Here is a 13,463-nt window from a genome sequence, read left to right as displayed (position 1 = left end):
CCTTGTCGAATTATAGTATCATTTCTAACTTTTTTATTTATTATATTTATCTTTTTATTGCTATATTATTTTTTATAAAAAAATAAAACACTAAGAAATTCTTAGTGTTAATCTAATATTATTTTTATAATATCTCCATTCTTTCTTTCTAGGTGTGCAACTTCACCACTTATATTTTCATCTAATGCTCTTGTAACTAAGCTTATAAGTTTTTTACCATCGACTATATCATCTAAATCATTAAAAAAGTCTAGTGCATTATTTTGTATCATTTTTTTTACAAAGTTAACGGGTAATTTTATATGAATTTTATCTCCATTATGAGATAAGACTTTTACTCTTAAAAGCTTTTCATCATATACTCTTTTTATACTTTTCCCCATATAAATACTCCTTAATACTATATTTTCTTAAAATTTTTAATTACATATTTCCAAAATTATGTTTATTAAAATCCTTTAAGGGAATATAATTTTTATGTAATATAAAAACTTATACTTAATCTATATTTTATACATACTTTTTTTATTACTAATTGAACATTTTTTTATTTTGAGTTTATAATAATTTTATGCTAAAATCTTTAATTATAATATTTAAGGAGATGAAAGTTTTGTTTAATTATATAAAATTTGCAATTTATCAGTTAATTGGCTTTCTAGGAACTTTACCTAAATTGCTTAAATATAAAAATAATCCTGATAAATATACATCAAATGAACAATTTGATGTATTAAAATCACATGCTCTAAAATCACTAAAGTTAGTTGATATAGATGTAAATATTTTAGGAAAAGAAAAAATCCCTAATGAGCCAGTTTTATTTGTTGTAAATCATTCTAGTATGTTAGATAGTTTTATACTAATTTCTAGTGTGGATAGACCTATCGGGTGTGTTATAGCAGATGAGCCTATTTGGAGAAATATTCCTATTTTAAAAGATTGGACTAAACTTATAAAATGTGTATACATAAATAGAAAAAATAATAGAGAAGGCATAAAAAGTATTATACAAGCATCTAAAAATATAACCTTAGGACACAGTATGGCAGTATTCCCAGAGGGTGATTTAACTTGGGTAAAAGAACCTAATTCTTTAGTATCAACTTTTAGAAGTGGTGCTTTAAAAATAGCTTATAAGGCAAATTGTCCTATAGTTCCTTTAGTTATAAAAAACTCTCAAGGTATTTATGATGGCTATGAACCTATCGGTAAAATTCACTCAAAATCTATAGAGGTTGAATTTTTAGACCCTATATACAAACATATAGATAATACTAAGTTAAAATCTAGTATATTAGCTGACCATATAAAAAATAAAATGGAAGATAAAATGTTAGAGTTTAACTATAAAGAAGAAAAGAGTATGGCTTAAACCATACTCTCTTTTAATATTTTTACTTCATCACCTATATTTATAGTTCCTTCACTTATAACTTTTACAAATATACCTTCTCTAGGCATAACGCAGTCACCTGTAGTTCTTTTTATTTCACATCCTCCATGGCATTTTTTACCTATTTGAGTTACTTCTACTTCACATTCACCTAGAGTTAATCTAGTTCCTACAGGAAGTTTGTATACATTTATTCCTTCTGTTGTTATATTTTCTGCAAAATCACCAAATTTTAAATGATCAAATCCTCTTTCTCTCATTTTATCTATACTTTCTTTTGCTAGTAACGATATTTGTCTATGCCAATTTCCTGCATGTGCATCATTAACTATTCCATGATTTATTTTTAAAGTAGCTTTATCTACAGGTACTTTTACTACACCTTTTTTTTCACTTATATTTATAGATACGATCTTAGCCATACTCCCCATCCTTTTTTAAAATTTGAAATTTCCAGACTTACCACCACTTTTTTCTAGCAGATGTACATCCTTTATTACCATTTTTTTATCTATAGCTTTGCACATATCATATATTGTAAGTGCTGCTATTGTTACTGCACTTAAAGCTTCCATTTCAACACCAGTTTTTCCCACTGATTTACACGTTGCATATATATTTATTATATTCTCTTTTTCATCTATATTAAAATCTAAATCACAACCTACTAAATTTATCTGATGACACATAGGAATATTCATTGGTGTATTTTTAGCACCCATTATTCCTGCAACCTGTGCTACTGATAATACATCACCTTTTTTAACTTGTCCATTTAATATCTTATCTATTATTTCTTTATTTACTAATATGCTAGCTTTTGCAGTTGCAGTTCTTTTTGTATTTTCTTTATCTCCTACATCAACCATTTTTGCATATCCCTTTTCATTTATATGAGTTAGCATATTATCCTCCTATTTGATACATACTCCTTTTAGTATCACTAACTTTATTTTCATTTAAGTAATGTCTTTCTGGTTTGTCTAATATTATCTCTTTTAATACTTCTCTAAAAATTAATGGCTTATTTAAGTAGTATTTTATATCATACTCTTCTTCTGAATGAAGACATAATTTAATAGTTCCATTTTGAGTTATTCTTATCCTATTACACTCACTACAAAACGAACATGACATAGGAGTTATTATTCCAACTCTTCCCATTGAATCTTCTAATTTGTAGTATTTAGCAGTAGAATTTTCACTACTTTCTATTTTATATAATCCATCTATTTGACTTATCACATCTTGTATATTAACATATCCATTTCTATATATTTTACTAGCCTCTCCTAAAGGCATAAGTTCAATAAATCTTACATCAATATTATTAAATTTTGTCATAAGTATAAAGTCTGGTATTTCATTTTCATTAAATCCACTTATAAGTACACAATTTATTTTAACTTTCATTCCAAGTTCTAAGCATCTAGATATAGATTTTAATACTTCTTTTATATCTCCATTTCTAGTAATACTTTTATATTTATATTCTTTTAATGAATCTAGACTTATATTTACAGTTCTAAGACCACTTTCATATAATTCATATGCCATATCATAAAGACCTATTCCATTAGTAGTTATAGCTACATCTTTTATATTACATTCTTCATAAGTGTATCTTATAATTTCTGATAAACCTTCATATAATAAAGGTTCTCCTCCTGTAAATCTAATTTTTGTTATTCCTATTTGCGATAATCCATTTATAATAAATTTATAATCATTTAAACTAAGTGTATTTTCGTATTCATTAAAGCTTACATCATCTGGCATACAATAAACACATCTTAGATTGCATTTTTCAGTTAAAGAAATACGTGCATAATTTATATTTCTTCCATATTTATCAATCATAACTAGCTACCCTCTTTTTTGCCTATTTTATATAACTAATTATATACTATTTTTAGTTGTAATGGCACATTCTGTTGCCTCACCTTTTAATATTTCTATTCCATGGGGTAATACATCTAACACAAACCCTAAATTTTCTATTGCACCTTTAGGGCTTCCTGGCAAGTTAATTATAATAGAATTGTTTCTTATACCACTTATTCCTCTACTAAGTATTGCTTTTTTAGTTATTTCACTAGATTTTAATCTCATATATTCACTTATACCTGGAATTTCCCTTTCTAAAACTTCTTTTGTAGCTTCTGGTGTTGTATCCCTTTTAGAAAAACCTGTTCCTCCATTAGTAAGTACCAAATCAGCTATATTATTATCACAAATATTTATAAGTTCTTCTTTTAACATGCCCTTATCATCTTTTAACAGATTATAATGTACTACTTTGTATTCATTATTTTCTTCTATATACTCTTTTAGCTTTTTTCCCGTTATATCTTCTCTTTCTCCTATATATCCTTTATCACTAAGTGTTACTATAGCTACTTTAAACATATTTACCTCCCAATTTTATATTATTTAGTATGTTTTCTATGTGATAATTCCCCTTTATTTTTTACTAATAATAATTCAGCCATTATACCAAAGGCTATTTCTGAAACATCATTTGACGATATATTAAGACCTACAGGTGCATATACCTTATCTAATAATTCTTTTTCTACACCTTCTTTTAAAAGTTCTCCTTTTAATGTATTCCACTTTTTCTTACTTCCTATCATGCCTATATAAGAAGGATTTTTCTTTATTATTTCTCTTAATGCCTCTAAATCTTTTTCATATCCTCTAGTTGCAATTATTACGTATGTGTTTTCATCTATATTTATATCATTTAATATATTATCTATATTTCCAGAATATACTTCATCTGCACTTTCAAATCTTTCTTTATTTGCAAATTCTACTCTATCATCTACTATTATTTTATAAAAGTCTAATGTATTTGCAATTTTATATATATTATAACCTACATGTCCTCCTCCGACTATTAAAAGTCTTGGTCTTGGTTTAAATACTTTTATAAAGCCACAAACTCTTCCACCACACTGCATAGGAGTATCTTTAGAGTTTTCATCTAAAGCATGTTTAAATACTCTATCACCCCCACTATCTAATGCTTTTTTACATTCAGTTATTACTTCGTGTTCTAATATTCCTCCGCCTACAGTTCCTAGTATACTTTTATCATTAAAGTACGCTAGTGTAGCACCTACTTTTCCTGGACTAGAACCTTTTACTTCCGTTATAGTTGCAAAAGCTACCTTATTTCCACCTTTCACTTCTTTACTTATTCTGTCTAATATCATCTCATCCATAATTACTTCTCCTATCTAGCTTTTGACTATTTATTATAAAATCTTACAACTTCCTCTAAAACACTTCCAGCTATACATCTAGCTTTATCTGATATTGTATAACAATTATTAACTTCTTCAATTCTTGGGTCTATATCTAGTATTTTTAATCCTTTTACTATATTAGACTTATTTCTTATAATTCCTCTTAAAACTCCATCTATATTTGCTTTTACATCAATTTTTTCATTATCTTTGTTTATTATATAAGCTAGTACTTCTCCTTTTTTTACTACACTTCCTATACTAGCTATATTTTCTATAATACCACTTTCTTTTGCATACCCGACTCTTTCTTTTCCTATACCATTTATAACTCCTGGTGTAGATGTATTTTTTAGAGCATATCCACTATTTATGATTTTTCCTAAATTATGACCCCTCATAGTTTCAATTACTATATCTACATCTTTACCCGCACAAAATCCTGGACCTAATGCAATAGTAAGCTTAGCCATATCTTTATTTGTCCCTAAATTTTTTTTAGCTAGAATACAATCTATTACTATATCCGGTTTTAAATATTTTATATACTCTCCTTTTTCATCAACAACTAAAGCTACATTCTTATCTTTTATAGCTTTTTTTATCTCCTCTATATTATTACAAAGCTTTGCACAAACACCTTCAACACTAAATTCTCCTTCATAAACAGCTTCACTAAAACTTACATTTCGCCTTATTGCCAATGGTTTTTCAACTTCCAAACAAACCACATCAAACCCACATCTATTTAATCTATGTATTACTCCACTGGCTAAATCTCCTGCACCTCTTACTACTATCATATTTCGACCACCCTTCCAAACATTTATCAATATAAATATTTTTATTAATAGTATTATACAATACATTTATATTTTTTTATATATTATAATTCGTAATTATTAAATATAATAATGTTTATTAAAAGCTTTAATTTTCATACAAAAAAGTATAGCCATACATATTAGTATAGCTATACTTTCTAGTTTAATATTTATCATACTTATCAAAATCTTCATTTTTCTTTTCTTTTTTTCTTTCTATTATTTTAACTATAATAAGTACTATACTTCCAACTATAATAACAAAAGGTGTTCCTACAGCAAGTATTAAAGCTATTATGAGCCCTATATTACTCATCAATAACAACTCCAGTACCATATGCTAACATTTCAGCAGCTCCTTGCATAACTGCTGCTGATGTTAATCTAAATCCAATTATTGCATTAGCACCTTGTGCTTTAGCATCTTCTACCATTCTAGCTATTGCTATTTTTCTAGCTTCTGCTAACATCTCATCGTATCCTGTAAGTTCTCCACCAACTAATTGCTTAAAACTTGCACCTATATCTTTTCCTATATGCTTTGCTCTAATTGTACTTCCTTTTACTAATCCCTTAACTTCTATAATATTCTTACCTGGTATACACTCTGTAGTTAATATTAACATATATATCCTCCATCTTATTTTATACTAAAATATTTTCCTATTACTAATGAGTATATATTATTCACCTATTTTATTCTATAAACTTTACTATTTTAATATAAAAAAATACCGATAAAAATTATCGGTATTCTTTAAACTATTTCTAAATTATTTTCCCCTGATTTTATACTAGAGTTATTTTTGTTTTTAGTACTTTTTCCTATAAACTTTCCTAGCTTTATATTTCTAAATATAGTAGATACAAATATTATACCTAATGCTAATGCACCAGATATTGCTAATGTATTTACCCCATATTCTATAGCTTTCATATAATCTCCTACTATAAACTGATACATTGTATTATATACTCCATATCCTGGAACCAAAGGAATAAGGCAACATACACTTAATGTTGTAGCTGGTGTTTTATATATTCTTGCACATATTTCGCAGTATATACTAAAGCATATAGCAGATATAAAATATGATATTACATCTGATCCTATACAATGTAGAGAAAATTTGTATGAAAACCAAGCTATTCCTCCACCTATTCCTGCTACTATTAGTCGCTTTCCTTTTATATTAAATATAATTCCAAATCCTATTCCTATAAAAAAAGATGCTATTGATTCTATAATCATACTACATCCCTCCCATCTGAAGATACATACTTATTACAAATCCTGTGCCAACTGCAATAGATACACCTATTAATAAAGCTTCTGCGACCTTAGTAAGCCCTGATATTAATTCTCCTTGCATAATATCTCTTATAGAATTTGTAAGTGCAAGGCCTGGAACTAAAAGCATTATACTTCCAGCTATTATTTTATCTATCTCATGTATAAAACCAATGTCATACATTAATACAGAAAATATAGCTACTACTCCTCCACATAAACTATTTATAAAAAATTCATTTAATGATGATTTGCTTAATTTGTTATATATATATTTTATTATTATACCAATTATAAAAGATCCTAAAATAGCATTAAAATTACCACCAAACAATAATGTAAACATAGCTGTTGATATACCTGAAAATAATAATACTGTATTATCCTTATACATATCATCGTTACATATTTTTTCTAGTTCTAGTTCACATTCATCTATGCTTAATTTATCATGATATATCTTTCTCGAAAGAGAATTTATATTATGAACTCTATTTAAATTTACACCTCTTGAGTTAATCCTTTTAACTACTGAATATATCTTACCATTAAGAAATATAGAAACCATTACCGCTGTAGGGGTTGCAAATACTTCTACTTCGTCTACATCAAAAGACTGACAAATCCTTGATATGGTTTCCTCTACTCTATAAGTTTCTCCTCCACTTTGAAGCATAAGCCTTCCTGCATTAGATGAAAAATCTAAAATTCTATCAATGTTCATAGTACACCCCCTTAAATTCACACAGATTCCATTATAGCATAATATTTATTTTTTATATTATGTTTTTGTATATTTATAATAATAAAAATTTTAGATAAATTTAGAATTTTTAAATGTAAATACTAAAGCAATATACGTTAATTTATGTTTTTAAATAAAAAAATAAACTATAAAAATTAAATTATATAACTTTTATAGTTTATCTTCATTATTATATATCACAACATGCAATTCCAAGCACTCCAGGTCCTGTATGTGCACATATGCAGCTTCCTATATTTACAACAACAATGTCTTTTACATTTAAATTTTCACATAAATTATTTTTTAATATTTTTAAATCTCCTTCATTATCTCCATAACCAATTATTATAGTCTTATTAGTTAAATCTTCACCTTGTTGTTCTTTTATAATTTCTACTATATTGTTTATTACTTGTTTTTTACCTCTCGCTTGTGAAAAATGTTTAACTAATCCTTCATCTAAGCGAAGTATTGGCTTTATATTTAACATATTTCCTATTGTAGCCTTAGCTAAAGACATTCTACCACCCTTTTGCAAATACTCTAGCGTTTCTACTGTAAATAAAACAGATAAGTTATTTTTTAAATTTGTCAGATGTTTTATTATCTCTTCTATACTTTTGCCTTCTTTAGCTAACTTAGCTGCACTAAGTACTAAGCATGTACTTCCTATAGATAATGATAATGTATCAAATGTGTGTATATTTTTGTTTTCTATATCATTTTTAGCCATAACAGCACTTTGATATGTACCAGATGCGTTAGATGATCCTCCTATATACAAAATCTCTTCATATTTATCTATGTATTTTTCAAATGCATTTTTAAATGACATATACGTAACTTGAGATGTTTTTGGTAAACTTTCATTTTCCCTTAGCATTTTATAAAATTCATCTTCAGTTAGATCTACTCCATCTATATATTCTCTACCATTAAAAATTATGCTAAGTGGTACTACTTCTATATCATATTTATCAATAAATTCTTTAGGTATATCCGATAAGCTATCACATATTATTTTTATATTATTCATTTTTCCTCCAACTTTTTAACTCTTCTTTTATATCTAAGTTATTACTTTAAGTTTTAATACCAGGTATTAATATCTTAGCATAATAATATTTTTATTTCAATATTTTAAAGTTAATTTTTTACATATTTTAGATTATTTCCAAAATATTCATTAAGTTACATAAAATTTAATTTAACATAAAAAATAGCTTGATACTTTTTAGCATCAAGCTATTTTTTATTCAATATTTTATATATATTTTTCAAGTATTACAGCTCTGATATTTTCATACTTTATATAATCTGGTAGTGACTTTTTTATTACACTTATCTTATCTTCAGAAAACCTTTCACATGCATCTAATATCATTGCTTTATCTTTTTGTTCATACATACTCTCTAAATCTATATTAAAGTTTATGCAATTTCCTTCTTTTATATAATCATATATATATCCTAAAACTGTAGAAAGAGATGTTTCTATTTCTTCACATACATATTTTATATCATTCACTTGATTCAATAAATCTAGGGCTATTTCATTATTTTTTCTATTTTCTCCATCTATTATAAGCTTAAGTCTTTTTTTATCTTCCCACTCTGGTCTTATATTTTTTTCATTTATATATGAATTTACTACATCTAATATACTTTCACCGTATCTATTTATTTTAACTGGACCCATACCACCTATATCTTTTAATTGTTCTTTAGTAGTTGGATACCTCCCACTTATTTCTTTTAAAGAATTTTTGCTAATTACCATATAAGGTATAGTCTTTTCCTTTTTTGCTATATCTTTTCTTAAATCATCTAAAATATTATATAGATTTTTATCTGTAGTAACTTCAAAATATTCATCTTTAATTTTTGTGTTGTCTTTTTTATTTGTATTATTATCTAATACTTTTTGTTTATCAATATTGTTTCTATTTATATAGGATTCTATTACATCTTTAAATCTAGAACCATACTTTTCATACTTTACTTCGCCTATACCAGATACACTAAGCATTTCTTCTTTTGATGTAGCATAAATACTTGCCATACCTTTAAGAGTTGCATCTCCAAATACCATATATGGAGCTATAGATTCTTCTCTTGCTATATTACTTCTTAAGCTTACTAATTCTTCGTATAATTCATTTTCTACATACTTAGACTTACTTGCTTTAGCTTCTTTTAATTCAACTTTTATTTCCTTTTTTATAACTCTCATTGATTGTTCATTTAATTTTATAGTTGGAAATGTTCCTCTATGTCCTAAATTTTCTACTATATCTAAAAATCCATGTGATACTAATGTATTTATAAAGTTTTTTAAATCTTCACTAGAGTACTTTTTCATAAGACCATAAGTTGATAATTTATCAAATTCTAATTCTAATACTTTTTTATTTTTAGAACCCCTAAGAACATCGACTATCATGGTTATTCCATAGCTTCTTTTCATTCTAGCAATACAAGATATTACCATCATAGCATCTAGTGTCTTATCTACTACCTCTCCATCATTTAAACAGTTGCTACAGTTATTGCATTCATCTTCCATAGTTTCTCCAAAATAATCTAGTATACATTTTCTATAGCAATCACTAGTATATATTAAATCTACCATTTGCTGAAGTTTAGTATATTTAGCTATCTTTCTTTGAGGATTTTCTATGGACGCTTCCACTAAATATTTTTGCGTATGAACATCTTGTGGAGCAAATAATAATATACACTCACTTTCTTCGCCATCTCTTCCTGCTCTACCTATTTCTTGATAGTAGTTTTCTATACTTTGTGGCATATTATAATGAATTACCCATCTTATATTTGGTTTATCTATTCCCATACCAAAAGCATTTGTTGCTACCATTATCTTAATATCATCATTTATAAACTTTTCTTGATTTTCTTTTCTTGTTTCATTACTAAGACCTGCATGATATTTAGATACTAAATAACCTCTTTTTAAAAGTCCATCATGTATATTTTCTACTTCTTTTCTAGTTGATGCATATATTATCCCACATTCATTTTCATGATTTTTAACATAATCTAATAAGTATTTATTTTTAGCAGGGGATTTAATTATATTTATAGATAAATTTTCTCTATCAAACCCTGATATAAATACTTTTGGATTATTTAAATTAAGTACTTCTACTATATCTTTTCTAACTTCATCACTTGCTGTAGCTGTAAAAGCCGTTACTATTGGTCTATTTCTTAAGTTATTTATAAAATATGGTATTTTTTTATAACTTACTCTAAAATCATGTCCCCATTGTGATACACAGTGTGCCTCATCTATCGCAACTTGACATACAACTTTATCATATATTACTGTTAAAAAATCAGAACTATCTAACCTTTCTGGTGCTACATATAATATTTTGCATTTATCATTTTTTATATTGTTAAGTACTTTTTCATATTCACTATTTGAAAGAGAACTATTTATGTACTCAGCTTCTATTCCCATAACCTTTAGTGTATCTACTTGGTCTTTCATAAGTGATATAAGAGGAGATACAACTATAGTTATTCCCTCTAGTACCATGGCAGGTATTTGATAACATATGGATTTACCTCCTCCTGTTGGCATTATAGCAAGAACATCGTTATTATTAATTATAGAATTTATAATATCTTCTTGCCCTTTTCTAAAGTTTGTATATCCATAATACCTATTTAATATATCTAACGGTGTAATATTCATTTATAACCCTCCTAACTGCATAATATATCCTTTGGAGTATTTAGATCTTAATTAATTTTAATTCTATTAATTTACTTTATCTTACCACAAGATTTTAATTTTAACTATTTAGTAACTACAAAATTTATATATTTAATATCTATATATAATTTAACTTCATTATAGAAAAAGCTTATATTATGTATTTAAAATTTTCAATATTCATATTATTAAGTAGTAATAATATATTAAATTCTCTTAATACTGGAGGAATTTATGTTAAAAGAAACCGAATATCTTTCTAAAGAAAAATATAATCTACTAAAAAAATATAACCTTCAATTAAATGATGATTTATATTGGGAATCAAACCATAAGAAATACCCTAAAGTTAAATTTTTTTCCAATAAGTTTGCTAAAAATCACTCAACTCTAGCTTTATTATTTTATATACACAAGTTATGTTATGCTAAAATAAAGTATTTTGAAAAAAATTTCAATAAATATATACCTTATAAATATGACTACAAAAAAGGATTTATAGAGTGTGAGCTATTTGATATGGAGTTTATGTTGCATATTCCTAGTAATGTAATTATTGATATTAGAAACTTACAAGAAATTAAAAATATAGATGAGTTTCATGATTTTTGTAGATACCTAGAAAGCTATGAATTATAATTAAAATTAATGATTTTAACTGAAAAAGTGCCTTTTAATTAAAAGGCACTTAAATTTATTCAATATTACATACTCTTTGTTTTTCTTATTTCAGTATTGTTCCAACACTGAACATTTTCAAGTCCTTTTATATTTGATGCATCAAATACTGGACTTTTAATTCCATTTTTCTTTTGATTAGTATAATCTTCAAGTGCTATAAAAGCATATTTTCCTAAAAGAGCTATTGCTATTAAGTTTATTATAGCCATAAGGGCCATAAATACATCTGCTAAATTCCAAACTACATCTACTTGAACTACTGAACCAAATAAAACCATACATACAACTAACACTCTAAATATATTTAAAACAGTTTTATTGCTATTCATAAACTCTATATTTGATTCTCCATAGTAATAGTTACCTACTATTGAACTAAAAGCAAATAAGAATATACATAAAGCTATAAATATATGTGCAAAACTTCCTATATGAGAAGATAGTGCTGCTTGAGTTAACTCTATTCCACTTAATCCACTAGTTGAGTATCCTGGATATAAAAGTACTATAAATGCTGTACATGTACAAATTAAGATAGTATCTGTAAATACTCCAAGTGTTTGTATTAATCCTTGTTTAACAGGATGTGATGTATCTGCAGTTGCTGCTGCATTTGGTGCACTACCCATACCAGCTTCATTTGAGAATAGTCCTCTTTTTACTCCAGTAAGTATTATTCCTGCTGTCGTACCTACTGACATTTCTCTAAAATTAAAGGCATTTTCAACTATAAGCTTAAGTACATTTGGTATTTCACCTATATTTATTACAACTACAAATAACGCTACTAATATATAAAGTCCTGCAAATATTGGAACTATTATCTCAGATACTTTAGCTATTCTATGAACTCCTCCAAATATAACTATTGCTGTAAGTATTGTAATTATTATCCCTATAGTTAATCTATCAATTCCAAATGCTGAATTAAATGCAAGTGAAACTGTATTAGCTTGAACAGCATTAAATACAAATCCAAAACATATAGTTATTAGAATAGAGAATAATATTCCCATCCATTTTTTGTTTAGCCCTTGTTCTATATAATAAGCAGGTCCACCTCTAAATCCATCTTTGTCTTTTATCTTAAATATCTGTGCTAATGTACTTTCAACAAAACTTGATGCAGAACCTATTAATGCTGTTATCCACATCCAAAATATAGCACCAGGTCCTCCAACTACAACAGCCATAGCAATCCCTGCAATGTTACCTGTTCCAACTCTAGATGAAGTACTTATACAAAATGCTTGAAACGACGATACCTGTCCTTCTTTTTTATTTTCCTTAGATGCACCTTCTCCTAAAAGCTTAAACATTTCTTTAAAATATCTAAATTGTACAAACTTAGTCTTAACACTAAAGTAAATTCCAAGTGTTACTAACATAGCTATTAATATATATGTCCATATAAAATCGTTAATGCTTAATATTAAGCTATTTAAATTTTCCAATTTCAATCCCTCCTAAATTAATTATAAATACTTTTATATAATTGCCCTTTTTAAAAATATTATTATATAT

At 26.5% G+C, this 13,463-nt stretch carries 16 protein-coding genes; 2 read left to right on the top strand and 14 right to left on the bottom strand.

Annotated features, from left to right (window positions below; translation table 11 throughout):
- Window positions 1-107: 107 nt before the first annotated feature.
- Window positions 108-383, bottom strand: a complete 276-nt coding sequence (locus ABHC41_RS09505) for a hypothetical protein (protein ID WP_166505710.1) — start codon at window positions 381-383, stop codon at window positions 108-110.
- Between the two features lie 230 nt (window positions 384-613).
- On the opposite strand from ABHC41_RS09505, the gene ABHC41_RS09500 reads away from it, so the two are divergent.
- The gene (locus tag ABHC41_RS09500) at window positions 614-1,375 is read left to right on the top strand and encodes a lysophospholipid acyltransferase family protein (RefSeq protein WP_166505711.1); all 762 of its coding nucleotides are present in this window, start codon (window positions 614-616) and stop codon (window positions 1,373-1,375) included.
- Here the strand turns inward: ABHC41_RS09500 and ABHC41_RS09495 are convergent.
- The 12 genes from ABHC41_RS09495 to recQ all read right to left on the bottom strand — a co-directional run bounded on the left by ABHC41_RS09495 (window position 1,372) and on the right by recQ (window position 11,237).
- Window positions 1,372-1,818 (bottom strand): MOSC domain-containing protein, encoded by a 447-nt coding sequence (locus tag ABHC41_RS09495; RefSeq protein ID WP_176579609.1) that lies wholly within the window; start codon window positions 1,816-1,818, stop codon window positions 1,372-1,374. The two genes, ABHC41_RS09500 and ABHC41_RS09495, sit on opposite strands and share 4 nt — an antisense overlap.
- Window positions 1,819-1,833: 15 nt before the next feature.
- Window positions 1,834-2,301 carry a cyclic pyranopterin monophosphate synthase MoaC gene (gene moaC, locus ABHC41_RS09490; protein WP_176579610.1) on the bottom strand — a complete coding sequence of 156 codons (468 nt, stop codon included), beginning with the start codon at window positions 2,299-2,301 and terminating at the stop codon, window positions 1,834-1,836.
- Between the two features lies 1 nt (window position 2,302).
- A complete protein-coding gene (gene moaA, locus ABHC41_RS09485; protein WP_166505712.1) occupies window positions 2,303-3,256 on the bottom strand; it encodes a GTP 3',8-cyclase MoaA in 954 nt (317 codons plus the stop codon).
- 39 nt (window positions 3,257-3,295) lie between these two features.
- The gene (locus ABHC41_RS09480; protein WP_092925008.1) at window positions 3,296-3,805 is read right to left on the bottom strand and encodes a MogA/MoaB family molybdenum cofactor biosynthesis protein; all 510 of its coding nucleotides are present in this window, start codon (window positions 3,803-3,805) and stop codon (window positions 3,296-3,298) included.
- A 20-nt stretch (window positions 3,806-3,825) separates the two neighbouring features.
- Window positions 3,826-4,626 (bottom strand): XdhC/CoxI family protein, encoded by an 801-nt coding sequence (locus ABHC41_RS09475; RefSeq protein WP_195237452.1) that lies wholly within the window; start codon window positions 4,624-4,626, stop codon window positions 3,826-3,828.
- A 26-nt stretch (window positions 4,627-4,652) separates the two neighbouring features.
- Entirely contained in the window at window positions 4,653-5,453 is an 801-nt protein-coding gene (yqeB, locus tag ABHC41_RS09470) for a selenium-dependent molybdenum cofactor biosynthesis protein YqeB (RefSeq protein WP_240275685.1), read from the bottom strand.
- 184 nt (window positions 5,454-5,637) lie between these two features.
- Window positions 5,638-5,790, bottom strand: coding sequence for a hypothetical protein (locus ABHC41_RS09465; RefSeq protein ID WP_166505715.1), 153 nt, complete (start codon window positions 5,788-5,790; stop codon window positions 5,638-5,640).
- On the bottom strand, window positions 5,783-6,100 hold the full coding sequence (locus ABHC41_RS09460; protein WP_092925002.1) for a heavy metal-binding domain-containing protein: 318 nt from the start codon (window positions 6,098-6,100) through the stop codon (window positions 5,783-5,785). The genes ABHC41_RS09465 and ABHC41_RS09460 overlap by 8 nt, the downstream gene beginning before the upstream one ends.
- Before the next feature lie 131 nt (window positions 6,101-6,231).
- Entirely contained in the window at window positions 6,232-6,726 is a 495-nt protein-coding gene (locus tag ABHC41_RS09455) for a threonine/serine exporter family protein (RefSeq protein ID WP_092925000.1), read from the bottom strand.
- Between the two features lies 1 nt (window position 6,727).
- On the bottom strand, window positions 6,728-7,489 hold the full coding sequence (locus ABHC41_RS09450) for a threonine/serine exporter family protein (protein WP_166505716.1): 762 nt from the start codon (window positions 7,487-7,489) through the stop codon (window positions 6,728-6,730).
- Between the two features lie 211 nt (window positions 7,490-7,700).
- Window positions 7,701-8,549, bottom strand: a complete 849-nt coding sequence (locus ABHC41_RS09445; RefSeq protein ID WP_092924996.1) for a DegV family protein — start codon at window positions 8,547-8,549, stop codon at window positions 7,701-7,703.
- Between the two features lie 228 nt (window positions 8,550-8,777).
- Window positions 8,778-11,237 carry a DNA helicase RecQ gene (recQ, locus tag ABHC41_RS09440; protein WP_271892146.1) on the bottom strand — a complete coding sequence of 820 codons (2,460 nt, stop codon included), beginning with the start codon at window positions 11,235-11,237 and terminating at the stop codon, window positions 8,778-8,780.
- A gap of 255 nt (window positions 11,238-11,492) precedes the next feature.
- On the opposite strand from recQ, the gene ABHC41_RS09435 reads away from it, so the two are divergent.
- Complete coding sequence (locus ABHC41_RS09435; protein ID WP_240275683.1) at window positions 11,493-11,897, top strand: hypothetical protein; 405 nt, start codon at window positions 11,493-11,495, stop codon at window positions 11,895-11,897.
- Between the two features lie 65 nt (window positions 11,898-11,962).
- On the opposite strand, the gene ABHC41_RS09430 is transcribed toward ABHC41_RS09435, so the two are convergent.
- On the bottom strand, window positions 11,963-13,393 hold the full coding sequence (locus tag ABHC41_RS09430) for an alanine/glycine:cation symporter family protein (protein WP_092924990.1): 1,431 nt from the start codon (window positions 13,391-13,393) through the stop codon (window positions 11,963-11,965).
- Window positions 13,394-13,463: the final 70 nt, after the last annotated feature.

It is taken from the genome of Romboutsia sp. 1001216sp1, from assembly GCF_039841805.1.
Taxonomy (GTDB): domain Bacteria; phylum Bacillota; class Clostridia; order Peptostreptococcales; family Peptostreptococcaceae; genus Romboutsia_C; species Romboutsia_C hominis.
This window is presented reverse-complemented; position numbering and strand designations above follow the sequence as displayed.